Source organism: Variovorax monticola, from assembly GCF_051216855.1.
Taxonomy (GTDB): Bacteria; Pseudomonadota; Gammaproteobacteria; order Burkholderiales; family Burkholderiaceae_C; genus Variovorax.
In genome coordinates this window covers 230927-256330 of record NZ_JBPJZP010000008.1, presented here as the reverse complement: position 1 = coordinate 256330, position 25404 = coordinate 230927, and the positions used below count along the sequence as shown (strand labels likewise).

Annotated in this window: 22 protein-coding genes; 13 read left to right on the top strand and 9 right to left on the bottom strand. The window is 67.1% G+C overall.

Translation table 11 applies throughout. The annotated features are described in order from the left end of the window. Nucleotides 1–38 precede the first annotated feature (38 nt). The 4 genes from ACSFA5_RS27845 (at nt 39) to ACSFA5_RS27830 (ending at nt 4584) form a co-directional block, all read left to right on the top strand. Nucleotides 39–515, top strand: coding sequence for a TadE/TadG family type IV pilus assembly protein (locus ACSFA5_RS27845; RefSeq protein WP_435447283.1), 477 nt, complete (start codon nt 39–41; stop codon nt 513–515). Then, nucleotides 512–1009 (top strand): TadE/TadG family type IV pilus assembly protein, encoded by a 498-nt coding sequence (locus tag ACSFA5_RS27840; protein ID WP_435447282.1) that lies wholly within the window; start codon nt 512–514, stop codon nt 1007–1009. Before ACSFA5_RS27845 ends, ACSFA5_RS27840 begins: the two co-directional genes overlap by 4 nt. 9 nt (nt 1010–1018) lie before the next feature. Beyond that, the gene (locus tag ACSFA5_RS27835) at nt 1019–3097 is read left to right on the top strand and encodes a TadG family pilus assembly protein (RefSeq protein ID WP_435447281.1); all 2079 of its coding nucleotides are present in this window, start codon (nt 1019–1021) and stop codon (nt 3095–3097) included. Nucleotides 3098–3162: 65 nt separating this feature from the next. Further along, the gene (locus tag ACSFA5_RS27830) at nt 3163–4584 is read left to right on the top strand and encodes a sigma 54-interacting transcriptional regulator (protein ID WP_435447280.1); all 1422 of its coding nucleotides are present in this window, start codon (nt 3163–3165) and stop codon (nt 4582–4584) included. Between the two features lie 2 nt (nt 4585–4586). Here ACSFA5_RS27830 and ACSFA5_RS27825 read toward each other — a convergent pair whose 3' ends face one another. The 7 genes from ACSFA5_RS27825 to ACSFA5_RS27795 form a co-directional block, all read right to left on the bottom strand. Then, nucleotides 4587–6158, bottom strand: a complete 1572-nt coding sequence (locus ACSFA5_RS27825; RefSeq protein ID WP_435447279.1) for a TolC family protein — start codon at nt 6156–6158, stop codon at nt 4587–4589. After that, entirely contained in the window at nt 6155–7471 is a 1317-nt protein-coding gene (locus ACSFA5_RS27820; RefSeq protein ID WP_435447278.1) for an HlyD family type I secretion periplasmic adaptor subunit, read from the bottom strand. The genes ACSFA5_RS27825 and ACSFA5_RS27820 overlap by 4 nt, the downstream gene beginning before the upstream one ends. A gap of 37 nt (nt 7472–7508) precedes the next feature. Then, nucleotides 7509–9326, bottom strand: coding sequence for a peptidase domain-containing ABC transporter (locus tag ACSFA5_RS27815; protein WP_435447277.1), 1818 nt, complete (start codon nt 9324–9326; stop codon nt 7509–7511). A gap of 91 nt (nt 9327–9417) precedes the next feature. Next, complete coding sequence (locus ACSFA5_RS27810; RefSeq protein ID WP_435447276.1) at nt 9418–9732, bottom strand: hypothetical protein; 315 nt, start codon at nt 9730–9732, stop codon at nt 9418–9420. After that, nucleotides 9729–12881: a glutamate ligase domain-containing protein gene (locus ACSFA5_RS27805; RefSeq protein WP_435447275.1), complete on the bottom strand. Its 3153-nt coding sequence runs from the start codon at nt 12879–12881 to the stop codon at nt 9729–9731. Before ACSFA5_RS27805 ends, ACSFA5_RS27810 begins: the two co-directional genes overlap by 4 nt. A gap of 108 nt (nt 12882–12989) precedes the next feature. Then, nucleotides 12990–13493 (bottom strand): peptidoglycan-associated lipoprotein Pal, encoded by a 504-nt coding sequence (gene pal, locus ACSFA5_RS27800; protein WP_435447274.1) that lies wholly within the window; start codon nt 13491–13493, stop codon nt 12990–12992. A gap of 79 nt (nt 13494–13572) precedes the next feature. Then, nucleotides 13573–17718, bottom strand: coding sequence for a hypothetical protein (locus ACSFA5_RS27795; protein ID WP_435447273.1), 4146 nt, complete (start codon nt 17716–17718; stop codon nt 13573–13575). A 347-nt stretch (nt 17719–18065) separates the two neighbouring features. On the opposite strand from ACSFA5_RS27795, the gene ACSFA5_RS27790 reads away from it, so the two are divergent. After that, nucleotides 18066–18500 (top strand): DUF1841 family protein, encoded by a 435-nt coding sequence (locus ACSFA5_RS27790; RefSeq protein ID WP_435447272.1) that lies wholly within the window; start codon nt 18066–18068, stop codon nt 18498–18500. Here the strand turns inward: ACSFA5_RS27790 and ACSFA5_RS27785 are convergent, their stop codons facing one another. After that, complete coding sequence (locus tag ACSFA5_RS27785) at nt 18501–19499, bottom strand: LysR substrate-binding domain-containing protein (RefSeq protein WP_435447271.1); 999 nt, start codon at nt 19497–19499, stop codon at nt 18501–18503. 104 nt (nt 19500–19603) lie between these two features. Here ACSFA5_RS27785 and pcaH point away from each other — a divergent pair, with 104 nt between their 5' ends. Next, the gene (gene pcaH, locus ACSFA5_RS27780; RefSeq protein WP_435447270.1) at nt 19604–20338 is read left to right on the top strand and encodes a protocatechuate 3,4-dioxygenase subunit beta; all 735 of its coding nucleotides are present in this window, start codon (nt 19604–19606) and stop codon (nt 20336–20338) included. Between the two features lie 28 nt (nt 20339–20366). Next, nucleotides 20367–20978: a protocatechuate 3,4-dioxygenase subunit alpha gene (gene pcaG, locus ACSFA5_RS27775; protein WP_435447269.1), complete on the top strand. Its 612-nt coding sequence runs from the start codon at nt 20367–20369 to the stop codon at nt 20976–20978. Between the two features lie 81 nt (nt 20979–21059). On the opposite strand, the gene ACSFA5_RS27770 is transcribed toward pcaG, so the two are convergent. Next, the gene (locus tag ACSFA5_RS27770) at nt 21060–21752 is read right to left on the bottom strand and encodes a c-type cytochrome (RefSeq protein WP_435447268.1); all 693 of its coding nucleotides are present in this window, start codon (nt 21750–21752) and stop codon (nt 21060–21062) included. A gap of 152 nt (nt 21753–21904) precedes the next feature. Between ACSFA5_RS27770 and ACSFA5_RS27765 the strand changes: the two genes are divergently transcribed. From ACSFA5_RS27765 to ACSFA5_RS27740, 6 genes are read left to right on the top strand one after another with little or no spacing between them, the layout of a single operon-like run. Next, entirely contained in the window at nt 21905–22759 is an 855-nt protein-coding gene (locus ACSFA5_RS27765; RefSeq protein WP_435447267.1) for an AAA family ATPase, read from the top strand. 12 nt (nt 22760–22771) lie between these two features. Beyond that, nucleotides 22772–23017, top strand: a complete 246-nt coding sequence (locus ACSFA5_RS27760) for a hypothetical protein (RefSeq protein ID WP_435447266.1) — start codon at nt 22772–22774, stop codon at nt 23015–23017. Between the two features lie 39 nt (nt 23018–23056). Then, a complete protein-coding gene (locus tag ACSFA5_RS27755) occupies nt 23057–23659 on the top strand; it encodes a GNAT family N-acetyltransferase (protein ID WP_435447265.1) in 603 nt (200 codons plus the stop codon). Between the two features lie 33 nt (nt 23660–23692). Beyond that, entirely contained in the window at nt 23693–23908 is a 216-nt protein-coding gene (locus ACSFA5_RS27750; protein WP_435447264.1) for an addiction module protein, read from the top strand. After that, nucleotides 23905–24198 (top strand): type II toxin-antitoxin system RelE/ParE family toxin, encoded by a 294-nt coding sequence (locus ACSFA5_RS27745; protein WP_435447263.1) that lies wholly within the window; start codon nt 23905–23907, stop codon nt 24196–24198. Before ACSFA5_RS27750 ends, ACSFA5_RS27745 begins: the two co-directional genes overlap by 4 nt. 2 nt (nt 24199–24200) lie before the next feature. Beyond that, nucleotides 24201–25388 (top strand): vWA domain-containing protein, encoded by a 1188-nt coding sequence (locus tag ACSFA5_RS27740; RefSeq protein ID WP_435447262.1) that lies wholly within the window; start codon nt 24201–24203, stop codon nt 25386–25388. Nucleotides 25389–25404 lie beyond the last annotated feature (16 nt).

Sequence of the window (25404 nt, the reverse complement as noted above, 5' to 3'; positions counted from 1 at the left end):
TGCGCAATCCCTGCCGTATCGCGAACCCAATGTCATACATGCGCAAGCCCGTGAATCACCGGCGCCGCCAACGCGGCGTCTATGCGATCGAGTTCGCGTTTGTGTTCGTCATCGTCTTCACGCTGCTCTATGCGGTCATTTGCTATGGGTTTCTGTTGACGGCACGTATGGGGTTGCAGAACGCGGCAGAGGAAGGCGCAAGAGCCGGATTGCGTTATCAAGTCGATTTGGAGGCACGCAAGGCAGCAGCAAGTGCGGTAGCAACTCAGCGTGCGAGTTGGTTGCCCGTGGCCTTGAAAGCAAGATTGAACATCCAAACCACCGTATGCATGGCGGGGGCAGATGACTGCCTCCAAGCTGCGACCTGCGGTCCCGACTGGAACAACCGCTGTCAGATGGTGGTCACAGTCACGGTAAGTGACATCGGAACGCTGCTCCCCCCTCTACCAAGCTTCGCCTTGCCCGGCCAGATCGCCGGCAAGGCCGGCATGTTGCTTGATGGAAGGTCACTATGAAAACCGATCGTTTCAAGTGGGGCAGCAATGTCAGGCAACGGCGACAGCGAGGCGTCGCCGCGATCGAGTTCGCCGTAGTCTTCAGTGTGCTATTTCTGGGCGTTTACGGTCTCATTACGTTTTGTGGTGTTCTCTACGTTCAGCAAGTTGTCTCCAGGGCAGCGGAGGACGGAGCGCGCGCCGTCCAACTCGCCAACAACAACACGGCGCCTGCTGACCTGCAGAAAAATATACAGACAGCGGTTTACCGTTCACTGGCACTGTCGATGATCACGCCTGCCTCTGCTGGCAGCGCGTCTTCCTCGAAAGAGGCATGGCTCCGAGCGACGTTGATCGCAACCCCGCCGGACGTAGATCTTTCACCCGGGCTGGTCACGGTGAAGGTGACTTACCCCTACCGCGCGAATCCGGTGCTCCCACCTCTTCCTCTCACCGGGAGTTGGATGCCGGACCGTTTGTCAGGCAAAGCGACAGCTGCCAGACCCTCTTTCTAGGGACAAGAAATGCGTCCTTCAAATCAAAGAACTGCACGGCGGCAATTCGGGTCTGTGGTCATCAATGCGACCATTGCTTTGAGTCTTCTGGTGATTGTTTTGGTAGGAACCGAACTCGGCTACCTCTTCTTCATGAAGAGAGAGCTCCAGAAGACAGCAGACCTCGCAGCGATCGCGGGTGCCCAGTCCCTGGGACCAGCCGATTGCGGCGCTGCCCAACAGGCTGCGGTCATCAATGGAAATTCGAACATTCCTATCGGTCTCGATGCAGTGACGACACAAGAGGTAGTCTGCGGACACTGGGATTCCGAAAAGCGCGACCCGCCTCTGCACTTCGGCACCCCCGGGATCGGACAGAAGCTCAATGCCGTTCATGTCACCCTTACCCGGCGGCCGGCGCTCCTGCTTCCGTCGCTACCTGGCAATGAGCAACGCCCCATCACAGTGGAAGCACTTGCTGCTCAGCAACAGCCAATGGCGTCGCTCACCATTCGCAACACGCTCGTGGCCGTCGACGACACCAAGTCCCCGCTTCTGAACGCGATTTTTGGAGGACTTCTCGGGGGCAGCCTCAACGTGTCGGCGCTCGGCTGGAATGGTCTGCTCACCAGCGACATCAAACTCCTCGATTTCCTCGATCAACTGAAGATTGCCCTCACCATCAGTGCGGGTGGCTACGACCAGGTTCTGAACACCCAGGCTGACGTCGGGACGCTTCTTCAGGCCATGGTCGTCGCGCTTCAGAAAAGCGGGCAAACCGCGCAGGCAACGATCACGGCACTGCAGCAGCTACAGGCTGCAGCACAGATTTCAGCGATCAAGCCGATGCTTAAGGTTGCCGATCTGCTCAACATCGAAACCGGGACGACCGCTGCAGGATTGAAAGGCGATCTGCAACTGTTTCAGTTGGTCAGCGGTGTTGTCCAACTTGCCAATGGAAAGAATGCCGCCGCCATCGCACTCGATATCCCTTCATTGGCCGGCATTACCGCAAGCGTCAAAATAAAAATTGTCGAACCTCCACAGGTCTCCGCCGTGGGCAATCCGAACCTTATCGACCCCGGCGCCGGAATCACCGACCCCAACAAGATCTATGTGCGTACTTCGCAGATCCGCACGCTGATCTCGGTGAACCTTAGCAGCCTCACCAATGTCATCAGTCAAATTACATCGGCGGTCACTGCTGCGCTATCTCCGATCATCAGTTTCCTGAACTCGGTGGCCACACTCAATCTTGGAACCATCGTGACCAATCTTGTAGGGGGGATCATCTGCGCCGGCAATTGCCCGATTTCTCAAGTGATCTACACCAGCGTCCTGCCAGCGCCCATTGACATAAGCGTCAGTTCGGGCAACGGCGCGGCCTACGTGACGGACCACTCCTGTGCCGAAGACAACAGCAAGTCGCTCAGCGTGCAAGCCACCACCAGCATCGCCCAGTTGAACATCGGCAAAGTCTCCGACACGGTGTTTTCGTCCTCCGACCCAGTCATTACCGCCGCGCCGGTTCCTGTCGTCGAGATTGGCTATCAAGAAGCGCGCTATGACGTCTGCATCCTCAACATACTTCTCGGTTCAATTGGATGCTCCAGTCCAAAGTGGAAAGATGCAAGCGGCACGTTCGTCGCTGGGCAGGCCAACGGTGCAAAGCACGTCATATCTGGACTCGGCTTGCAGATCAACTCGTCTGTCGGCGGCACCAGTACCAGCACCCCCCTCATCTACCGCGCTCCTGCGCCTGAAAACCTGCCGGAGATAGACGCGCCCCCTTTCGATGGCGCAGTTGATCCGTCATATAAAGCCATAACGTCCCAGTCCATCGTGGGAAGCCTGGGGGCCACATTGGGTGGCATTCAGTTGCAGCCTTACGCGAGCAACAACAGCGGCGTCCTCGGAACCCTTCTGAGCGGCACGTTCAGTCTCATCAGCGGCCTGCTCAACACTTTGCAGACCGTCATCAAGAACGCACTCTCGCCACTGCTCGACCCAGCGCTCAATTCGTTGCTGAACTTGCTGGGTATCGACCTTTCGAAAACTGAAGTTTCTGCCCGGCTTTCGTGCAGCAGAGGTGCCGTCCTTGTCTACTGACAAACACCAGTTGATGCGACATCTTCGAAGAGTTTTTTTCTCGCCCCTGCCCGCCATCTACTAGCATGAGTTCCCCGCCAAATTTCGACGAACTCGACCTCTTCGTCTACGAAGGCAAAGCCGACATCCTCGAGCGCATCGCGCGGTGCATGGCGAGCTTCGACGTGGAGGTGATCCGGGCCGACGGCCTGGCCACCCCCGAACCGGAGCGCGGCGTGGCGCTTCGCCCCTGCGTCGCAGTCATCAGCGTCACCGTCATCGACGGCGGTGGCCTTGCACAGGCCAGCGAACGGCTGCAGGGCATGCCCGTGATCTGGGTGGCCGCGGGTTCGCGTGAGCGCGACTCGCGCACGTATCCGCCCGAATACCTGCACGTGCTGCCCTACGACTTCACCTGCGCCGAACTGCGCACGATGGTCGCCAAGCTGGTGCGCCAGCTGCGCGCGCGGGACGTGGCGCCGCAGGCGCCCGACGTGCTGGTCGCGCACTCCGAAGCGATGAAGTCGCTGCTGTCCGAAGTGGGCGCCTTCGCCGACTGCAACCACCCGGTGCTGGTGCGCGGCGAAACCGGGGTGGGCAAGGAGCGCATCGCGCAGCAGCTGCACCTGGGGCACCAGCACTACTGCAAGGGCGCGTTCGTGGCCGTGAACTGCGGCGCGATTCCCGACGGGCTGTTCGAGTCTCTGTTCTTCGGCCACAACAAGGGCTCGTTCACGGGCGCGGTGCACGCGCACCGCGGCTACTTCGAGCAGGCCACGGGCGGCACGCTGTTCCTCGACGAGATCGGCGACCTGCCGCGCTACCAGCAGGTGAAGCTGCTGCGCGTGCTGGAAGACAGCGCGGTGACGCGGCTCGGCGCCACGGCGCCGATACGGGTCGACTTCCGCCTGGTGGCGGCCACCAACCGCAACCTTCGCGAGATGGTGGCCAGCGGCGAGTTTCGCGCCGACCTGTTCTACCGGCTCGCGGTGATCGAGCTGCACGTGCCCAGCCTCGAGGAGCGCGGCGAGGTCGACAAGATCGCGATCTTCAAGGCGCTGCTGACCAACGTGCTCGGCGACGAGCTCGAGGCGCTCGGCGAAACCCCGCACTGGCTGAGCGACGCGGTGGCCGAGACCTACTTTCCGGGCAACGTGCGCCAGCTGCGCAACCTCGCGGAGCGCGTGGGCGTGATCGCGCGGCAGCTGCACAGCTGGGACCAGAACCTGATCCAACGCGCGATTGCGCTGACGCGCGGCACGCCCGCGGTGGCCATCTCGGCGGAGCGCAACGGCGCGGGCGGCGGCGGCGTCGCGCTCGACGGCAGCAGCGAGCGCAAGGGCTGGAACAGCAGCGAGCGCAACCGCATCATCGCGGCGCTGGAGATCAACGACTGGAAGCGCCAGGACACCGCGCAGCACCTGGGCATCAGCCGCAAGGTGCTATGGGAAAAAATGCGCAAGTACCAGATCCTGGACGGCGAACCCGGCATCCCCGAAGACGCCTGACCTCAGGGCGTCGACAGTCGCAAGGTCCTGCGCAGCGGCGCGCTGGCGTCGCCCACGCCGACCGTGCGCTCGGCCACCGGCTCGCTTGCGCACGCCGTGTTGCTCGAGATGCACAGCGCGCCCAGCAAGCCGTCTTCGGTCAGCACCTGGCGGCTCGGCGCGCCGAAGAGGCGGTCGATCCAGCCGTTGGTGCCGGCGGGGTCGATGCGCAGTTCACCGGTGGTGCGCGCCAGGCGCAGCTCGGACACGCGCAGGTCGAACACGCCGTCGATGTAGTCGAACAGCAGCGTGTAGTAGTCCAGCTGCGCGTCGAGCACCTTGGGCAGGGTCTCGCGGCCGAACTCCATCAGGCGGCGGCGCCCGCGAAAGGCCTGGCCGGAGGTGCTGACGGCTTCCATCAGCTGCCGCTCGCGTTCGCGCCCGGCCACGGTGCGCGACCATGACGCCGAGGTGAGCTCGAACAGGTTGAGCTTCACGCCTTCGAGCTTGGCCTCCTGGCTGGCGATTTCGGACAGCGCAGACTTCAGGCGCAGCTGCCGGTCGAAGCCGTTGCCGAAGTTCCAGTTGAGCTCGAAGGCGGCGCGCGTCGGGTCTTGCGGCGACACGCCGCGCGGGTCCTTGCTTTTGACGAGCACGGCGTCGAGCGTCGGGTAGAGGCTGGCGTCCTGCTGGTCGGCCAGCGCCCTGGCGCGCTCGATGCGGCCCTGGGCCTCGGCAATTTCGGTGCTGCGCGCCTCGGCGCGGCGCAGCGCCTCTTCCTGCGAGGGAATGCGCCACTGCGCGGGCGCGGCAAGCACGGGCAGCGACTCGGGGTTGGGCGAGAACTTGAAGTAGTTGCGGAACTTGGCGAGCGCCTCGTCGCGCTGGGCCGCAAAGTCCGACTCGCGCGCAGCCACCAGGGCGCGCCGCGAGGCGGCCATGTTGAGGTCGTTGTCGCCGGTCACGCCCAGCGCCACGCGGCGGGCCTCGGCCTTCGACAGCTCGGCCACCACCTCGGTGGCGCGGTGTGCAATCTGCTTCTTCAGATCGAAGCGCTGCACCTGCAGGTAGGCCGTGAGCGCGTCCAGCACCACCTTCTGCGAGGTGGTGACCACGGCCTCGTCGTCGGCCTGGTTGGCGGCTTCGGCGGCGCGCTGCGCGGCGTTCATGGCGCCGCCGTCGAGCAGGCTCACGCGGGCCTCGGCGGTGAGCACGGTGTAGCCCTGCGTCTTGGCGTTGTCCGCGCCGCTGTTGTAGTTGCCCGACGAAGTGCCGAGCTTGAAGCGCGGGTAGCGTGCCTGCCTGGCGGCGTCCACGCTGTAGCTGCTGGTGTTGGCGGTGGCCTGCGCGGTCTGCACCTCGGGGTAGTCTTGCGACAGCAGGATGAGCGCCTGCTTCACCTGCTGGGTGTAGGTGGTGGCGCCCAGCGAGGGTGGCGACAGCCGTCGCGCGAGCATGAGCGCGGGGCCGGCTTCCTGCAGCGCCGGTTGCTCCTGCGCCAGGGCAGCGGGAGGCAGCGCGAAGCTCACGCACAGCACTGCGCAGACAACACCGGGGCCTGCGCGGCGCCGGTCGATCGATGGGCGTTGCTTCATGGTTCGCGGAAGGCTTCGCGCCGCAGCTTGAGCACGGGCCGCAGGATGTACCAGATGAACGGGTCGGTGCCCACGCGCAGGTCCACCTCCGACTCCATGCCCGCGGTGATGCGGTTCTCGTTGCGGCCCACGTGCGACTGCGACATGCTGATGAGCAGCCGGTAGTAAGGCGCACCGCTGGAAACGGCCGGGTCGCGGTCGGCGTCGGCCGCCACCAGTTTCACCTTGCCGTCGACGGCGCCGTAGCGCAGGTAGTCGTAGGCGGTGATCTTCACGCGCGCCAGCTGGCCCACCTCGATGAAGCCGCGGTCGTTCGGGTTGAGCCGCGCCTCGACCATGATCTCGTCCTCGTCGGGCACCACTTCCAGAATGGCCTCGCCGGGCTTCACGACCCAGCCCGGGCTGGAGTTGCGCAGGCCCTTGACGATGCCGTCCGACGGCGCCTTCACCACCGTGCGCGAACGCTGGGTGCGCGCGCGCGCCAGGTCTTCGCTCAGGCTGGCGAACTGGCGCTCCACGGTGGCCAGTTCGTCCGACGCGCGGCGGCGGTAGCGGCCTTCGGCCTCGGCCATCTTGGCCTGCGCCTCGGTGATGGCGGCGTTGGCCGAAATCACGCCCTGGCGCGTCACCGCGAGCTCGCTGCGCACGCCCTCGGCCTGGCGCCGCTTCTCGAGCACCTCGACCTGGCCGACGAGTTTTTCGCTGAGCAGCTGCTCGGAGATTTCGAGCTCCTTCTGCATCAGCACGAGCCGGTCGCCCAGGCCCTTGACCTTGGCTTCCTGCTCCAGCTTCTTGCTGCGCGCCTGCTCCAGGCCCGACACGGCGCCGGCCATCACGCCGCGCTGTTCGAGCGCGCGCGCCTGGTAGGCCCCGCTCTCACCTTCGAACACATCCTTGTCGATGTCGGTGGCGAACGAATCGCGGCTGAGCGGCTGGCCCCGGCTCTCGGCGATGAGACGCACGCGCGTGGCCTGCGTGGCCGAATAGCGCGCCGTGAGTTCTTCGAGGTTGAGCCCGCTGCCGCCCAGGTCGATCTCGACCAGCGACTGGCCCGCCTTGACCTTGTCGCCCTCCTTCACCAGCACGTTGCTGACGATGCCGCCCTCCAGATGCTGGATGGACTTGACGCGGTCCGACGGGATCACGCGGCCCGGCGCCACCACCACGGTTTCCATGGGAAAGCCGAGGCCGACCAGGGCCAGCACGCCCACGAGGCCGCCGACGATCCACTGTCGGCGCCGACCTTGCGGTGAGTTGCGCGCCGCGCGCTTCTCGTTCTCGTCCTGAAGAATCTGCGGCAGGTCTGATTTCAAGTCTCGTCCTCGATCGCTCGTCATGTGCCGAGCGCTGTCACGCGATGGAGCGGGAGGCCGCGGCCGCCGCACCGTCTTCCGAATCGCCCACCGCCACCAGCGGCTTGCGCACGCCGAACAGCTTGGGCACCATCTCCGCGGCCGAGCCCTGCTCCACATTGCCCTGGCCGGTCACGTGGTAGACCACGCTGGCGGCCGAGACGATGCGCAGCGAGTGCGTGACCACCACCACGGTGCGCACCTTGGCCACCGCGAGCAGCGTGGCGAGCAGGTTGCGCTCGCTTTGAAAGTCCAGGTCGTTGCTGGGCTCGTCGAGCACCAGCACCGAGGGCTTGCGCAGGAAGCTCATGGCCAGCGCGAGCTTGCGCCGCTCGCCCACCGACACGCCCGTGCCGCCCTCGCCCACGATGGTGCGATAGCCGTCGGGCAACCGCGAAATGAAGTCGTGCGCGCCCGAGAGCCTGCAGGCCGCGACGATCTGCTCGTCGCTCTGGCCCGGCGCCGTGCGGCGCATGACGTCGATGAGCGGACCGCCGAACCAGTAGACCTCTTGCGACAGGTAGCTGATCCAGCGCGACAGCTCTTCGCGGCCGAACTGCGACAGGTCGTACTCGCCGATGCTGATGATGCCGCGCGTGGGGCTGTACAGGCCCGACAGCAGCTTCACCAGCGTGGACTTGCCCGCGCCGTTGCGTCCGACGATCACGTGCAGCCCGCCGGGCCCGATGTCGAGGTCGACGTTTTCCAGCACCGGCTGCTGCGCGGTCTCGGTGAAGCTGAAGCTCACGTCCCTCAGCGTGATGCGGCCCAGCGGCTGCGGCAGGGTCATGCCGGTGGGCGGCTTTTCGACCGGCTCGCCCAGCACGGTTTCGAGCCGCTTGGCGGCTTCCTTCGCGGTGGCCAGCGAACGCCAGTTCGACACCAGCCCGGCCACCGGCTGCAGCGCCTTCAACGCCAGCATGTTCGAGGCGACGAGGCCGCCCACGGTCATCCATTGCTCCATGACCGAGATGGCGCCAACGGTCACCACGACCACCGAGAACACGGTGAGCAGCACGGTGGTGCCGTCGCGCGCGGTTTCGATCTGGCCGTTCTTGCTGAAGCTCTCGGTGAGCCAGGCGTTGTAGGTCTGGCGCCACATCTCGACGGTCGGGCCGTCGTTGGCCTGCGTCTTGAGGGTTTCGCGCGCGTTGCAGATCTCCGACGTCATGCGCTCCAGGCCGCGGCCGCGCTGCACTTCCTCCACGCGGCCGGAGCGCACCTCGTCGGCCCACCACCACGCCAGGAACGACATCACGGCCAGGAACAGCGCCACCACCGGCAGCACCGGCAGCGCGACGATGCCGATCACGATGAGCGCGAAGATGGCCATCGGCAGGTCGAAGATCGATTGCGCGAGGCCGCCTGTGACGGTGCCGCGCACCGAGGCCACGTCGCGAAAGTACAGGTGCCAGGCCGAGGCCGGTCGCGCTTCCAGCGCACGCAGCGGACGCCCGAGCATGGAGTGCAGCAACGCACCGGACACCCCGTGGTCGATGATGGCGCCGGCATTGCGCAGCATGCGCGAGCGGCGCGTGCGCAGCCAGAACTCGATGCACAGGAAGAACAGGATGCCGCTCACCAGCGCGGCGAGCGTGGAGAAGCCGCTGCGCGAGAGCACGCGGTCATACACCTGCAGCAGGAAGATCGACGGCAGCAGTCCGAACAGGCTGATGGGCAGCGAGCGCCACGCGGCGCTCTTCACGAGCGGATACGCATCGCGAAACGCCGCGTTCAAAGCACCGGCATAAGGACTGGCTCCGGGCTCTTCGGGTTTGTCGGCGACCAGCTGGCTGGGCAAGAGAAACTTGATCATGGGAAAGGGCCGATCCGTCGGGCAATGACGCCTGCGTCATTATTAACTGTTACCCGATTGTTACAAGGCAAAATTTCACATCTTGTGCACTTCAGCACGGCGATGTGTGCCCCTTCACCGGACCGGCCCGCTCCGCGCGCACCGGTCCGTGTTGCGCGGGGCTTCCCGTGACCGCGCAACCGACCGGTTTCCCTGACCTGACTGCTTTCGTTGACTGGGGCAGACCCTCGGCGAACGCCAACGCGATGTTGGCGCACAGCAGCATGCAGAGCACCCATGCGAACAGCAGCTGGAGCCAGCCCAGCCACCAGCGGTTCGGCTGCTGAAGCGGCGCCGCGGCCTCATGTTCGACGCGATGTTCGAAGCTGTGTTCGAAGGTCGGTTGCGCAAGCGCGTTCCATCTCATGGCAGTGCTTTCAAAACCCGGGCGAGCCGGGACAGGCCGATGCCGGCGGAACTCTTCGCGAGCACCCAGTCGCCTGGCTGCAGGAGTCCACCGAGCGCGGTCGACAGATCGGACACATCGACGAACCAGTGCGAGCGCACCTTGGTGCGAATGCGCGCATGCAGCGCGCGCATCATCGGACCGCACAGCAGCACGCGGTCGGGCTGCGAGGCCAGCAGTTCGGCCTCCAGGTCGAGGTGATGGCGTTGGGCGGCGGGGCCGAGCTCCTGCATGTCGCCCAGGATCGCCACGCGGCGCGCCGGCTCGCAGGGCGCCTGCGACAGCATCTCGAGCGCCGCGCGCATCGAGCTCGGGTTGGCGTCGTAGGTCTCGTCGATCAGCTTGAAGCTGCCGCCGCCGATGTGAATGGTGTGCAGCGCACCGCGTCCGCCCGGCGGTTCGAAGTGCGCGAAGGGTTCGACCGCGGCGCCCAGCGGCAGGCGCAGCGCCTGCAAGGCCGCGAGCGCGGCGACGGCGCTCGCGCCCATGTGGCGCCCCGGCGCGTTCAGCCGCAGCTGAAAGGGCTCGCCCGCCACCAGCGCCTGCACCTCGCCATGGTCGAACGCGAGCAGGCGCACGTCGGCGTCCCTGTGCTCGCCGTAGGTGAGGACCTGCAGTTGCCGCACCGCCGCTGCTTCGGCGAAGGTCGCGAACTCGGGCATGTCGCGGTTCAGCACCACGCTGTCGCCCGGGGCCATCGACTGGAAGACGCGGGCGTCCATGCGCGCGGCCGCGTCCGAAGGGGCGCGCAGTTTCTGCGACGCCACCGACAACCCCGTCACCACCATCAGCGAAGGCCGCACGAGCTGGGCCGAAGCAGGCATTTGCGCGCTGCCCATCTCCAGCACCCAGTAGGCGGCGTGCCGCGGCATGCAGGTCATGTTCCATGCAATGCCCGAAGGCAGGCTGACGTTGCCCTCGGGCAGGCCGACTTCGCCCCATACGGTGAGCGCGCCGGCCAGCATTGCGGCCACGGTGCCGCTCGATGCGCCGCTGGATGTTGCGCTCGATGCCCCGCCCGCCGTGCCGCTTCCGAGCACACCGCACACGCGGCCCGTGAACTCGGCGCGCGCATGGTCGCCCAGTTGCAGCACGGCCTGCAGCACGTTGTCGACCTTGAGCACCGGCACGCGCTTGTCCAGGTGCGGCTTGGGGTCGGTGCACAGCACGGCGGCGGCCGGCTGCAGCACGCCCTTGAGCGTGACGGCCGCCAGCGGCGTCTTCGACGCGCGCGTCTGGTGGTCGAACACGACGCGGCCCTTGCGCATGTAGGAACGCTGCGCCACGCCGGTGGCGCGCCAGCCGTCGTCGGGCCTGACCACCCATTCGCCGCCGGTGACGCGCGCCATCTCGCTCGCGGTCCATGCGGGGCCGTCGTCGCGTCCGCCGCCGATGCCGCCCATGCCGGCATTCACGCCACCGCCCCCGCTGCCGTTCGCCGCCGGCAACGCGCGGCGCTCGACCAGGTAGCGGTGGTACGCCGCAAGGCCGGACACGTACTGCTCGACGTCGTCGATGCGCACGCGAAACGAGTGATGGCGGATGAAGAACGCGCCCACCACGCTCGACGGCCGGCGGAAGTACATCGCCACCTCGGGCCAGAAGAAGCCGTTGAGCAGGTAGTGCGCGCGGTAGTCGAGCGCGCGATAGAACTTCTCGATGTCGAGCTCGTCGAGCAGGTGCCGCATCGCGGGCATGCCTTCGAGCCGCTGCAGCATCTGCTGAGCGGCCAGCATGAGCTCGAGCAGCGTCGGGAAGGTGGTCTTGCGGTCGAGCACGAAGTCGAGGTACCCCGCCACGTTCTGCATCCCGAAGCGAAAGTACTTCTCCTGCGGGCTCCAGCGCGTGAGTTCGTTGACGCAGCAGCTCAGCCAGTGGTCGTGCGCCTGCCAGTGCTGGCTGGCAATGAAGTGGTCGAAGGCCTTCTCCACCGCGGCCAGCCATTGCGGCTCGCGCGTGAGGCCGTACAGCCGCATGAGCCCGAAGGCCGCCTCGCCGTCGTAGTAGATGGTGCGCGAGGCCTGCTTGACCGTGAGGTCGTTCGCATGCAGCACGTGGTTGAAGCGGCCGGTGGCCGGGTCTTGCAGCGACACCATGCCCAGGGCGAGCTTCTCCAGCAGCGCCAGCCAGTGGCGCGTGTCCATCAGCTCGCAGTACTTCACCAGCGCGAGCACGCAGGCCGCGTTGCCGCCGAGCTTGATCTCGCCGCCGGTGTCGACCAGGAACGCCACGGCGCGCCCGTCCGCCAGCGTGTAGTCGCGGATCAGCGCGGTGGTGAGATGGTCGAGCGCGCGGTCGATGGCCGCGCGCAGCGTTTCGTCGCGCGTGAGCTCCCACGCCTCGAGCATGGCGTGGAGCGCGCTGGCATGGCGCATCGCGTCGTAGGTCGGAATGCGGCGGTCGAAGCATGGGAAGTAGCCGTACACGAAGAGGCCGTCGCTGTGCACCTGGCGCGCCAGGTACGACGAGCCGCTGCGCACCAGGTCGAGCACGGCCTGCGGGCTCAACGCCGGCAACTGCCGGCGCCCCGCGTCGAGCCCCGTGCCGACGAGCTTGTGCACCACGCCGTCGGGCTGGCAAAACACGCCCACCGTGGCCAGCAGGTACACCGGCTGGTCCGGCGGCATGTCCAGCGGCGGCATGCCTTCGAAGCGGGTCTGGCTGTAGACCTCGAAGTTGCGCGGGTTCACCACCGAATGCGGAATGGTCGAGTCGCCGCACAGCATGGCGTTGGCGTTGAGCTCCTGCTCGGTGAAGGCGAGCGCGAAGTCCTTGTCGAAGGCCAGGCCGAGGCGAAAGTAGTTGCGCTTGACGGCGGTGAGCTGGGTCTTGAACTGGGCCCAGTCCATCGGGCTCGCGCCCTCGACCCAGTCGATGCGCAGCCACGGCGCGACGATGCCGCGCTCGCGCACCCATCGCTCCACGCGCCCGGCGCCTTCGCGCCAGGCGGTTTCGAATTCGGCGGCTCTCGCGTGCACCACGTGCGCACGCTGCGAGCCGTCGCCGATCGAGAAGAACAGCGTGAACGCCGGGTACGGCGCCGGCAGCGCCGCGCACACCGACACCAGGCGTTCGTGGCAGGCGTGGAGCTGGTCTGTGAAGGACATCATTCGGCCCCGGTCGAGTGCGGGAGTCCGGCCGCGCCCGTCATCTGCTCTCGCTTTGATGGCGTGCGCGCGGTGCGGAAACGGCCGTCGAAGTCATCGCGTGCGTCCGGTTCAGCGGTAGCTGAATTCGGCGCGGCGATTGAGCTGATAGCCCTCCTCGGTGGTGGCGAGCGACGCGGGTTTTTCCGTGCCCCAGCTGATGGCCTCGACGCGCTCTGCAGGCACGCCGAGCTGCGTGAGCGCGCGCTGCACCGACTCGGCACGGCGCTGGCCGAGCGCGAGGTTGTATTCGCGTCCGCCGCGCTGGTCGGTGTTGCCTTCGATCACCACCCGGCTGGCCGAGCGGTTCCTCATGTAGCTCGCGTGGGCCTCGACGATCTGCCGGTCCTGCGGCCTGATGTTGTATTTGTCGAAGTCGAAGTACACGATCTTCGACACGCCGGCCGGGCCGTTCTGCGCCGGCGGCGGCGGTGCAGGCTCCACCTTTGCCACGGCCGATTTGGCCTTGTTGGAGTAGTAGTAGGTCGCGTCGTCGCGGCCGCTCTTCGGGGCCACGCAGCCCACGAGGGCTGCGCCGAGGGCGACGATGGCCAGTGCCTGGAAATTCTTTTTCATATCGATCCTTTGCGGGGCAGGCCGGTGGTGGCCTGCCCCTGGTGCTGCAACTCCCTCACCCTTCCTGCGATGTTCTGGTTCAGCCCAGCAGGCCGTGCAGGATGTTCGTCACGGGCGACACGGTGCTGCCGGCCGGGCTGTGGTCGACCAGGCTCGTGATGGGCGTCACGACATCGGTCAGCAGCGGTGCGACTGCGTGCTGGACGCTGCCCACCAGGTCGGTCACCGGAGACGACGCACCCGAGGAGCCGGCCAGGATGTCGGTCACCGGCGCAAGCGCTTCGGACGCCGCGTGCGTCACGGTGGAAACAACCGGCGAGACCGCATCGGTCCCGCCCGTGACGGGCGCCAGGATGTTGGCCACCGGGCTGGCGCCGCCGGTCAGGCCGCCGAGCAGGCTGCCGACGAGGCCTTCATTGCCGAGCACGCCGTCGAGCAGGCCGCCGGTGCCGCCACCGGTCGCGCCGCCGAGCAGGTTGCCGACGAGGCCTTCGTTGCCGAGCACGCCGTCGAGCAGGCCACCGGTGCCGCCACCGGTCGCGCCGCCGAGCAAGCCACCGACGAGGCCTTCATTGCCGAGCACGCCGCCGAGGAGACCACCGTCGCCGCCGAGCACGCCGCCGAGCAGGCCACCCGTGTCGCCACCGGTCACGCCACCGAGCAAGCTGCCGACGAGGCCGTCGTTGCCGAGGACGCCGCCGAGCAGACCGCCGTCACCGCCAAGCACGCCGCCGAGCAGACCACCATCGCCGCCCAGCACGCCGCCGAGGAGACCACCATCGCCGCCCAGCACGCCGCCGAGCAGACCACCGTCGCCGCCCAGCACGCCGCCGAGCAGACCGCCGTCGCCGCCGAGCACGCCGCCGAGCAGACCACCGTCGCCGCCCAGCACGCCGCCGAGCAGACCACCGTCGCCGCCGAGCGCGCCGCCGAGCAGACCGCCGTCGCCGCCCAGCACGCCGCCGAGCAGACCGCCGTCGCCGCCCAGCACGCCGCCGAGCAGACCGCCGTCGCCGCCGAGGACGCCGCCGAGCAGACCGCCGTCACCGGTCAGGCCACCGAGCAGGTCGCCACCGAGCAGGCCACCGACGAGGCCGTCGCTGCCGAGCACACCACCCAGAAGGCCGCCGTCGCCGCCGAGCACACCACCCAGCAGACCACCGTCGCCGCCAAGCACGCCGCCGAGGAGACCGCCGTCGCCGGTCAGGCCACCGAGCAGGTCGCCACCAAGCAGGCCGCCGACGAGGCCGTCGCTGCCGAGCACACCGCCCAGGAGGCCGCCGTCGCCGCCGAGCACGCCGCCCAGGAGGCCACCGTCACCACCGAGCACGCCGCCCAGGAGGCCACCGTCGCCGCCGAGCACGCCGCCCAGGAGGCCACCGTCGCCGCCGAGCACGCCGCCCAGGAGGCCACCGTCGCCGCCGAGCACACCACCCAGCACGCCGTCGCCGGACACGAGATTGGCCACGCCGTCCGTCAGATAGTCGACCTGCGTCGTGACGCCATTCAGCAGCGCGCTCGTCGTTCCCGTGCCGAGCAGCTGGTCGGTCAGCGGGCTCACCAGGCCGCCCGCGCCGCTCGTCACCTGGCCCACGAGGCCGTCGACCGGGTCGAGCACGTTGGGGTCGTTCGGCGTGAAGCTGGTGCCGAGCACCGGGCCCAGCAGGCCGTCGACCGTGTCGGTCACGCTGTCGGTGAGGCCGACCACCGGGCCGAGCACGTTGCCCAGGCCGAGGCCGCCCAGCACGCCGGTGTTCAGGCCGTCGACCAGGTTGCCGACCACGCCATCGACCGGATCGAGCAGCGCCGCGCCGGTGCCGGGGGTGCCGCCACCGCCGATGCCGCCCACCACACCGCCGAGCAGGCCACCCAGCAGGCCGTCGTCACCCAGCAGGCCGCCGACCGGGCCTTCGTTGCCCAGCACGCCGCCCACGAGACCGTCGGGGCCGAGCAGGCCGCTGCCGCTGCCGCCGAGCACGCTGCCCAGCGGGCCGTCGCCGCCCAGCAAACCGCCGAGCAGGCCGTTGTCGCCCAACAGGCCACCCACGGGGCCGTCGCTGCCGAGCAGGCCGCCGACCGGGCCGTTGTCGCCCAGCAGGCCGCCCAGCAAGCCGCCGTTGCCGAGCAGGCCGCCGACGGGACCTTCATTGCCCAGGAGACCGCCGACCGGGCCGTTGTCCCCCAGCAGGCCGCCCAGCACGCCGTCGTTGCTCAGCAGGCCGCCGAGCGCGCCGTCGTCGCCGAGCAAGCCGCCCACGATGCCGTTGTCACCCAGCAGGCCACCGACCGCGCCGCCCAGCAGCCCGTCGTCGCCGCCGAGCAGGCCGCCCAGCGGGCTGCCGGCGATGAGGCCGGAGATCGCACCGTCCTGGCCGAGCAGGCTGTCGACCAGGCCGCCGTGACCGAGCAACTGGCCCGTGAGGCCGTCGCTGCCGAGCACGCTGGCCAGGGCGCCGTCGCCGCCGAGCAGGCCGCCCACGAGGCCGTCGTCACCCAGCAGGCCGCCTAGGGCGCTGTCGTCGCCGAGCAGGCCGCCCAGCAGGCCGCCTTCACCCAGTGCGCCACCCACCAGGCCGCCCAGCGCACCGTCGTCGCCAAGCAGGCCGCCCACGACGCCGTCATGGCCCAGCACGTTGCCCAGCAAGCCGCCCAGCGCGCCGTCTTCGGCGAGCAGACCGCCGACGAGGCCGTCTTCACCCAGCAGGCCGCCGACCAGGCCGTTGTCGGCCAGCAGGCCGGCCACGAGGCTGTTCTGGCCCAGCGCGTTGTTCAGCAGGCCGCCAAGGGCGCCGTTCTCGCCGACCAGCTGGTCGGTGACGCCGCCGAGGCCGAGCGCATCGGTCAGGCCGCTGACGATGCCGTGGTCGCCGACCAGGTTGGTCAGGCCGTTGTCCAGCGCGTCGGTCAGGTAGTCGACCTGATGCAGCGCCGAGCCGAGGATGGCGGCGGTGCCGCCGGCGCCCAGCAGGTTGTCGAGCGCGGGGCTCAGGGCGCCGCCCAGCAGATGAGTGACGCTGCCGACGGTGTTGTCGATCGGGTCGAACTGGTTGGGGTTGTTCTCGGTAAAGGTCTCGCCGAGCAGCGGGGCCAGCACGTCGTCGACCACATCGGTCAGGCCGTCGACCACGTGGGTGACCGGCGTGAGCGCACCGCCGAGGCCGAGCGCGGCGCTGACGTCGTCGATGACGTGATGGACGAGGCCGTCGCCTGGATCGAGGAGGTGGTCGCCGTCTGCGTCTGCGTCGGCATCTGCATCTGCATCTGCATCTGCATCTGCATCTGCATCTGCATCTGCATCTGCATCTGCATCTGCATCTGCGTCAGCGTCAGCGTCAGCGTCAGCGTCGGCATCTGCATCGGCATCGGCATCGGCATCGGCATCGGCATCTGCATCGGCATCGGCATCGGCATCGGCATCGGCATCGGCATCGGCATCTGCGTCTGCATCTGCGTCGGCATCGGCATCGGCATCGGCATCGGCGTCGGCGTCTGCATCGGCATCGGCGTCTGCATCACCATCTGCGTCTGCATCCGCATCGGCGTCCGCATCCGAATCGGCGTCCGCATCGGACTCCGGCGTGGTCGGTGTCGTCGGGACCGTGGGCGTGGTCGGATCGCCCGAGCCGACGAGCACGGGGAACGCGCTGTCGCTGCCGCCACCGCCGCCGCCGCCGAGCGCGGCGCCCAGGGCGGCCGCGCCCAGGGCGCCCAGTGCGAATTCACCCAGCCCGATGCCGCTGCCGGCCGCGAGCTTCTTGGTGACGGCCAGGGCGGCGGCGTCGGCGTCGCTGTCCGGCGGGGTCACCTGCAGGTCGCCCGAGGCGACGTCCACGTTCACTTGTTCGAGGCCGCCGGGCAGCTTGGTCGAGCCGATGGTGGCGTCGGTGCCGCCGGTGAACACACCGGCCAGCGGTGCCTTGTTGGTGGCCGAGCCGGGGAAGAGCACGTTGGCATGGCCGTCCTGCGGCACGATCACGCGGTCGCCGGGCAACAGCGTCTGATTGCCATCGACGGGAATGCTGACACCGTCGCGCATCACTGCAACGCCGGGCGTGGCATTCGATAATGTGCCGACGCTGGTCGGGCCAGCTGCGGCGGGTGCCGCCGAACTCAGCGAGGCGGGGGCGCCCAGCGGAGTGACGGTGGCTTGAGCGAGAACCACAGGAGCTGCGCCAGCGGCGGCAAATCCTTCGGTCGAAAGGGTCGATGCTTGTTGAGCGGTCATGGCAGCCTCTGTGAGAAAAGATGTCTCTACAGGGGCAACATGCGTGCCTCGTTTTTCCGGCCTTTTTCCAGCCGCGTGGCCTCGCTTTCAAGTTGTTGATTTTTATAGGTATTTTTGAAAAAACACGGGTTTACACGGGGCCGTGAAAAGAGGCTGGAAGTACCTCATTCAGCGTTTCGTTACGTAACGATGTAACGCTCTGTACCCGGAACGTCCGACACATCCTGCGGCCCTGAAGCGGCTTGCGACGCGGCTGACAAGGCGGCTTTTCCGGCGCCACTTTTTTCCGCACGCCGCACACCCTCTTCGTCGCTTCTTCGCTTTTTCTCTTCTTTCTTTATCTCCACATGTTCAATCCCTCCCAGGAAGACGTACGCCGCTTCTTCTGCGACGTGTACGCCAAGCACCGCCAGGGCCTGCCGATGGAAGCCCTCGAGACCATCGCCGCCGGCTGGATCGACGCGCACCCCGAGTACCACGAGGACCTGGCCGACGCCGACGCGGCGGTGGCGCGGGTGTACGACGGCGCGAACGGCCGCGAGAACCCGTTCCTCCATCTTTCGATGCACCTGTCGATCAGCGAGCAGTGCTCCATCGATCAGCCGCGCGGCATCCGCCAGGCCGTCGAGCTGCTGTCCGCGCGCCGCGGCTCGCTGCTGCATGCGCACCACGAGGCGATGGAATGCCTGGGCCAGATGATGTGGGAGAGCCAGCGCGCGGGCCGCCCGCCCGATGGCGACGGCTACGTGGCCTGCGTGCAGCGCCGGGCCACCAAAGACTAGCTACCCCCGAGGCGGCTTGCGGGCCTTCGGCGGCAACGCCCCCTGCTGCTTCGCCGTCTCGCGCAACAGCGCGGCCATGGCCAGACGCAGCGCCGAAGGCTCCGCATCGCTGCGCTGCAACAAGCCCACCGGCTCCTCGGTGCCGGCGGTATCGATGCGCAGGCGCACCATGCGCCCTTCCACCAGCTCGCCGCGCGCGGCGCCCAGCGGCGTGATCCACACCGCGTCGGACACCGCCACCAGCGCGCGCGCCACGGCCACGTCGAGCGTCTGCAGCGCGTTGGTCGGCAGCACGAGGCCGCGCGCCGACAAGAAGCTCTCGGTGTTGTGGCGCGGGATGGTGCCCTCGCCGTACACCACCAGCGGGTAGCCCAGCACCGCCTGCACCGACGCGGCTTTCAGCGCCAGCGGGTGGCCCGCGCGCACGGCGAACACCAGCGGCTCGGTCTGCAGCAGCTCGAAGCTCAGGCCGCCCATGAGGCGCGGGTCGCTCATGCGACCGACCACCAGGTCGAGCTCGCCGGCGCGCAGTTCGTCCAGCAGTGCGGCGTTGGCCGCGCTCTTCACCACGATCTGCGCCTGCGGCCAGCCGTGGCGCAGCCGGACCAGCGCCAGCGGCAGCAGGGCCGGGGCCACGCTGGGCAGCGCGCCGATGCGCAGGCGCTCGATGCGGCCGCCCTCGGCCGGCGCCACCGCCTGCGCGCTGGCGTCGAGCGCCTCCAGCACCCGCAAGGCGTGGGCCAGCAGCTGCTCGCCGGCGGCCGTGAGCCCCTGCACGCCGCGACGGCCGGCGTTGCTGCGCTCCACCAGCCGCGTGCCGACGATGCCCTCCAGCTCCGAAAGCGTCTTGGACACCGCCGGCTGGCTCAGCGCCAGCCGCTCGGCGGCGCGCGCCAGGTGGCGCTCCTGCGCCACGGCCACGAAGCAGCGCAGGTGGCGCAGCTGCACGTTGCGCAGGAAGTCCTGGCGGAGGTCGCGAATGGCGGTAGGGGTCTTCAATTACTTCTGGTTATGGAGAACGCATCAATCTTCAATTTACATCATCGAACGGCGCTTCTAAAGTGGCGGTTTCCGGATTCGTCCCACGACAGGAGACAACGTTCATGCTGACCAAGACCCAAGATCTCGCGGGCCCCACGCCCGTCCTCACCCCGCGCGACTGGGAAGCCCACCCCAGCTACGTCTACCCGGGCTACAAGTCCACCATGAAGCGCGGCCCGCAGAAGCCGCTGATTCCGCTGAAGGCCTCGCTCGGCGAACTGCAGCAGCCGGTGTACGGCCACGACAGCATCGGTGAACTCGACCACGACCTCACGCGCAACGCGCGCAAGAACGGCGAGCCGCTGGGCGAACGCATGATCCTCACCGGCCAGGTGCTCGACGAGCACCGCCGCCCCGTGGCCCACACGCTGGTCGAGCTGTGGCAGGCCAATGCGTCGGGCCGCTACGTGCACAAGGTCGACCAGCACGACGCCCCGCTGGACCCCAACTTCCTGGGCGCGGGCCGTTGCCTGACCGACAGCGAAGGCCGCTACCGCTTCCTCACCATCAAGCCCGGCGCGTACCCGTGGGGCAATCACCCGAACGCCTGGCGTCCGCAGCACATCCACATGTCGCTGTTCGGCCAGAGCTTTGCGAGCCGGCTGGTCACGCAGATGTACTTTCCCGGCGACCCGCTGCTGCAGTACGACCCGATGGTCACCGGCACGCCCGAGCGCTACCGCAACCGGCTGATTGCCGACTTCAGCCTCGACATCACCGAAGAGGGCTACGCGCTGGGCTACCAGTTCGACATCGTGCTGCGCGGCGCCGACGAAACCCCTTTCGAAAACCGCTGAGCACAAGAACGGAAGAAGGACACACACCATGTCATTGATGACCGCACAGGAAGCCGACTTCGGCCAGACCCCCTCGCAGACCGTGGGCCCCTACTTCGCCTACGGGCTCACCGCCACGCAGTACGGCTACGACTTCGACCAGCCCTTCGACGCGGTGCTCGCGCTGGACAACGCCAGCGGCGAGCGCATTCGCCTGGAAGGCCGCGTGATCGACGGCGACGGCAACCCGATCAACGACGCGCTGGTCGAAATCAGCCAGCCCGACGGCGAAGGCCGCTACCCGCAGACGCCCGAAGAGGCACGCGCCATCGGCTTTCGCGCGTTCGGGCGTGCAGGCACCGGCACCACCGAAGGCAACCGCTTCGTGTTCCACACCGTCAAGCCCGGCGCGCAGTCGCACGGCGAGGCGCCGCACATCAACGTGATCGTGCTGATGCGCGGCCTGCTGCTGCATGCGTTCACGCGCGTGTACTTCGGCGACGAGGCCGCGGCCAACGCGACCGACGACGTGCTGCAGAGCGTGCCGGCCGATCGTCGCCACACGCTGATTGCAGAACGCGTGGTGCAAGGCGGCGCGGTGAGCTACCGCTTCGACATCCGCATGCAGGGCGCGGACGAGACGGCGTTCTTCGACGTCTGATTCGCGCAGGACTCGGGGAAAACCCGAGGCACAAAAAAACCCGCTGCGAGCGGGCTTTTTGATGTGCGTTGGAACGCGTGGTCAGTCGACGCGGTGGTGAATGCGCGATTCGGGCACCGTCTTCAGTTCGCCGGGCAGCGAGCTGATGTAGGTGGCCAGCGTCTTCAGCTCGGCGGTGGTGAACTTCTTCTCTTCGACCTGCTGGCCCATCACCGCGTTGGAGCGGCCCAGGTGCGCGTTGTTCTTCACGCGGTACGACTTGAGCGCGACGAACAGGTAGTCGGCATGCTGGCCGGCCAGCTTGGGCACGGTGCCGTCGTTGGGCGTGTTGAAGTTGGCGCCGTGGCACTTGGTGCAGCTGTTGTCGGCGTTGCGGGTGATGAGCCCCTCGACGTTGGCCGGCGTGGCCTTGGCCAGCGCGGCGGGCGGGGCGCCGCCGTCCTTCAGGCCGAGCTGGCTGTAGTAGGCCGCGAGGTCGGCAATGTCCTGCTCGGTGAGCGAGTCGGCAATGGCGCGCATGGTGGGGTGCTTGCGGTCGCCGCCCTTGTACGCGGTGAGCGCGGACGTGATGTACGTGGCGCTTTGCCCCGCGATCATGGGCACCTTGTGAATCTCGGGGAAGCTGGCCTGGTAGCCGATGATGCCGTGGCAGCCCACGCACATTTGCACCTTCTTCGCCCCGTCCTGGGCCTTGCCAGCGACTTGCTGGGCTTGGGCCGAGAGCGTCACGCAAGCGACACCAAGGGCAAACATCGTGGTCAACAACTTGTTCATTTTGCGCGCACAATCTCGTGGAGAGTACAGTTTTTCGAATCAGCGTTCGATTATATGCAGGGGTCCCCCGGATCCCTGTGCAGGCCAACCCTGAGGCTGCACAACGCGTGTCGAGTGTGTTCTTTTCTCCACCCCCAGCTTCCGTCTCACTCATGAAATTCCAGGGCTCAGACAACTACGTCGCCACGCGGGACCTGATGCTCGCGGTCAACGCGGCCATCACCCTCCAACGTCCGCTGCTCGTCAAGGGCGAGCCCGGCACGGGCAAGACCATGCTGGCCGAGGAAGTGGCCCAGTCGCTCGGCCTGCCGCTGCTGCAGTGGCACATCAAGTCGACCACCAAGGCGCAGCAGGGCCTGTACGAATACGACGCCGTGAGCCGCCTGCGCGACTCGCAACTGAAAGACGTCGACGGCGGCGAGCGCGTGAAGGACATCCAGAACTACATCATCAAGGGCGTGCTGTGGCAGGCCTTCACGGCCGAGCAGCCGGTGGCGTTGCTGATCGACGAGATCGACAAGGCCGACATCGAATTCCCGAACGACCTGCTGCGCGAAATCGACCGCATGGAGTTCTACTGCTACGAAACGCGCGAACTCATCCGCGCCAAGCACCGCCCGGTGGTGTTCATCACCTCCAACAACGAGAAGGAACTGCCCGACGCCTTCCTGCGCCGCTGCTTCTTTCACTACATCAAGTTCCCCGACGCCGAGACGATGAAGAGCATCGTCGCCGTGCACTTCCCCGGCCTGAAGCAGGAACTGCTCACCGCCGCCATGAAGACCTTCTATGACGTGCGCAACCTGCCGGGCCTGAAGAAGAAGCCCTCGACCTCCGAGCTGCTCGACTGGCTCAAGCTGCTGGTGGCCGAAGACATTCCGCTCGAGGCGCTGCAAAGCAAGGAAGACAAGGTCGCCGTGCCGCCTCTGGTGGGTGCGCTGCTGAAGAACGAACAGGACGTGACGCTCTTCGAGAAGCTCGTCTTCATGCAACGCAACAACCGCTGAGCCACCGAGCCCATGAGCCGCACGCCGCACCCCACCGGGCAACTGATGAAGCTGGGCATCGCCCAGGCCGTGCTGTTCGTGGTGGGTGCGCTGCTCGGCCGCGGGCTGGGCCTGCTGCTGGGGCTCGATGCCTTCGGCGCCGCCGGCTACGGCAACCGCGAGATCTTCGGCATCCTGCTGATCGGCCTGGGCGGCGGCGGCGGGGTGCAACTGGCACGCGCCTGGTACGTGCGCAAGTACGGCAACCCGCGCGGCTGAAGAGTGCACGGCTGAAAAATCACCCAAAGAGTTTTGAAGATGGCTTTCGTCGAACCCGTCACGCTGAAGGCCCTCGGCATTGCGCTGGTGCCACTGTCCCTCGCGCATGAAGAAGGCCTGGGCGCCGCGGCCGCCGACGGCGAGCTTTGGAGGCTGCGCGTCACCTCCGTGCCCGAGCCGCAGGACACGCGCGCCTACATAGACACCGCGCTGAAAACCGCCGACCGCTTCGCCTTCGCCGTGACCGACGAAGCCACCGGCACCGTGCTCGGCAGCACCAGCTTCCACGACATGCTGCCCGCGGTGAAGCGCGTGGAAATCGGCTACACGTGGTACGCCGCGCGCTGCCAGCGCACGCACGTCAACACCACCTGCAAGCTGCTGATGCTCACGCATGCGTTCGACGCGCTGGGCTGCCACGTGGTGGGCTGGCGCACCGACAACTTCAACTTCGCCTCGCAGCGCGCCATCGAGCGGCTGGGCGCGAAGAAGGACGGCGTGATCCGCGGCAACGCGATGCGCCGCGACGGCACCATCCGCGACACCGTCATGTACAGCCTGCGCGCGGGCGAGTGGCCCGAGGTGCGCGCCCAACTGCTGTACCTGCTCGACAAGCACGCTGGCGCGCCCTCGCGCTCCTGAGCAAAATCGCGCTCATCGCCTCGGAGAGAACCCGTGAACGCCGTACTGAACGATCTGAGCCATCTTGGCACGCACGAAAAACTGCAGCTCGTCGAAGATCTGTGGGACAGCATCGACCAGGCACTCGTCCCCGCCATCAGCGATGAAGTCCATGCCGAGCTGCAGCATCGTGCCGCCTGGAACGACGCCAATCCAGGTCACGAACTCACGCTGCAGCAGATCGCCGACAAGCTGGGCGTGCGCTTGTGAGTTTCGGCCTCAAGTTCGAGCCAGCCGCCGCACGAGAAATCGAACTGGCTTTCGAATGGTATGAATCCCGTCGTACCGGCCTTGGCGCCGAGTTTCTTTCCGTTGTCGCAGCAGCGCAGGAAATCCTGATGCGCGACCCACTTCAATTTCCCGAGACGCGCGCGCCCTTTCGGTGGTTCAAGCTGCGCAAGTTCCCCTATGGCCTGCACTATCGGATCCGGAACGACGAAGTCATGATCGTCGCCTGTCTGCACTTTCGCCAGAGCCCCGCGCACTGGCCGGGAATCTGACCATGCTCATCGACTTCTTCTACACCCTGCGCTCGGCCAAGCTGCCCGTGTCCGTCAAGGAATACCTCGTGCTGCTGGAGGCCCTGAAGGCCGACGTGGTGGGGCCCAACTCCGACGGCGCCTACGGCATCGACGACTTCTACTACCTCTCGCGCACCGCGCTCGTGAAGGACGAGAAGCACTACGACAAGTTCGACCGCGCCTTCGCCGCCTACTTCAAGGGCGTGGAGATGCTCACCGACTTCACCAAGGACGTGCCGCTCGACTGGCTCAAGAAGACGCTGGAGCGCGAGTTCACGGCCGAGGAAAAAGCCAAGATCGAGAAGATGGGCTGGGACGAGCTCATGGAAACGCTCAAGAAGCGCTTCGAGGAGCAGAAGGAACGCCACGAGGGCGGCAGCAAGTGGATCGGCACCGGGGGCACCTCGCCCTTCGGCAACGGCGGCTACAACCCGCAGGGCATCCGCATCGGCGGCGCGGGCAAGAACAAGAGCGCGGTGAAGGTGTGGGACCAGCGCGCCTACAAGGACTACGACGACACGCAGGAGCTGGGCACGCGCAACATCAAGGTGGCGCTGCGCCGCCTGCGCAAGTTCGCGCGCGAAGGCAACGTCGAAGAACTGGACCTGGACGACACCATCCACTCGACCGCGGCCAACGCCGGCTACCTCGACATCAAGATGCGGCCCGAGCGCCACAACAACGTGAAGGTGCTGCTGCTGATGGACGTGGGCGGCACCATGGACGAGCACATCGCACGGGTAGAAGAGCTGTTCTCGGCCGTGAAGACCGAGTTCAAGCACCTGGAGTTCTTCTACTTCCACAACTGCGTGTACGACTTCATGTGGAAGAACAACAAGCGCCGCTTCTCCGAGAAGTTCGCCACCTGGGACATCCTGCGCAAGTACAACAAGGACTACAAGCTCATCTTCGTGGGCGACGCCACGATGAGCCCTTACGAAATATTGCAACCGGGCGGCAGCGTCGAATACAACAACGAAGAGGCCGGCGCCGAGTGGATCCAGCGCCTCACGCACACCTTCCCCAAGTTCGCGTGGATCAACCCCGAACCGCAGGGCGTGTGGCAGTACCGCCAGAGCATCGCGGTGATGCAGCAGCTCATGTCCAACCGCATGTACCCGCTGACCTTGCGCGGCCTCGAAGAGGCTATGCGGATGCTCTCCAAGTAACGCCCTTCGGGTAGGA

Bases quoted from the DNA above. Each gene is read 5' to 3' on its own strand.
- ACSFA5_RS27840 (WP_435447282.1), top strand. From the start codon at position 512: ATGAAAACCGATCGTTTCAAGTGGGGCAGCAATGTCAGGCAACGGCGA.
- ACSFA5_RS27815 (WP_435447277.1), bottom strand. From the start codon at position 9,326: ATGATCAAGTTTCTCTTGCCCAGCCAGCTGGTCGCCGACAAACCCGAA.
- ACSFA5_RS27790 (WP_435447272.1), top strand. From the start codon at position 18,066: ATGTTCAATCCCTCCCAGGAAGACGTACGCCGCTTCTTCTGCGACGTG.
- ACSFA5_RS27810 (WP_435447276.1), bottom strand. From the start codon at position 9,732: ATGAGATGGAACGCGCTTGCGCAACCGACCTTCGAACACAGCTTCGAA.
- ACSFA5_RS27805 (WP_435447275.1), bottom strand. From the start codon at position 12,881: ATGATGTCCTTCACAGACCAGCTCCACGCCTGCCACGAACGCCTGGTG.
- pcaH (WP_435447270.1), top strand. From the start codon at position 19,604: ATGCTGACCAAGACCCAAGATCTCGCGGGCCCCACGCCCGTCCTCACC.
- pcaG (WP_435447269.1), top strand. From the start codon at position 20,367: ATGTCATTGATGACCGCACAGGAAGCCGACTTCGGCCAGACCCCCTCG.
- ACSFA5_RS27740 (WP_435447262.1), top strand. From the start codon at position 24,201: ATGCTCATCGACTTCTTCTACACCCTGCGCTCGGCCAAGCTGCCCGTG.
- ACSFA5_RS27770 (WP_435447268.1), bottom strand. From the start codon at position 21,752: ATGAACAAGTTGTTGACCACGATGTTTGCCCTTGGTGTCGCTTGCGTG.
- ACSFA5_RS27765 (WP_435447267.1), top strand. From the start codon at position 21,905: ATGAAATTCCAGGGCTCAGACAACTACGTCGCCACGCGGGACCTGATG.
- ACSFA5_RS27795 (WP_435447273.1), bottom strand. From the start codon at position 17,718: ATGACCGCTCAACAAGCATCGACCCTTTCGACCGAAGGATTTGCCGCC.
- pal (WP_435447274.1), bottom strand. From the start codon at position 13,493: ATGAAAAAGAATTTCCAGGCACTGGCCATCGTCGCCCTCGGCGCAGCC.
- ACSFA5_RS27825 (WP_435447279.1), bottom strand. From the start codon at position 6,158: ATGAAGCAACGCCCATCGATCGACCGGCGCCGCGCAGGCCCCGGTGTT.
- ACSFA5_RS27755 (WP_435447265.1), top strand. From the start codon at position 23,057: ATGGCTTTCGTCGAACCCGTCACGCTGAAGGCCCTCGGCATTGCGCTG.
- ACSFA5_RS27760 (WP_435447266.1), top strand. From the start codon at position 22,772: ATGAGCCGCACGCCGCACCCCACCGGGCAACTGATGAAGCTGGGCATC.
- ACSFA5_RS27845 (WP_435447283.1), top strand. From the start codon at position 39: ATGCGCAAGCCCGTGAATCACCGGCGCCGCCAACGCGGCGTCTATGCG.
- ACSFA5_RS27830 (WP_435447280.1), top strand. From the start codon at position 3,163: ATGAGTTCCCCGCCAAATTTCGACGAACTCGACCTCTTCGTCTACGAA.
- ACSFA5_RS27835 (WP_435447281.1), top strand. From the start codon at position 1,019: ATGCGTCCTTCAAATCAAAGAACTGCACGGCGGCAATTCGGGTCTGTG.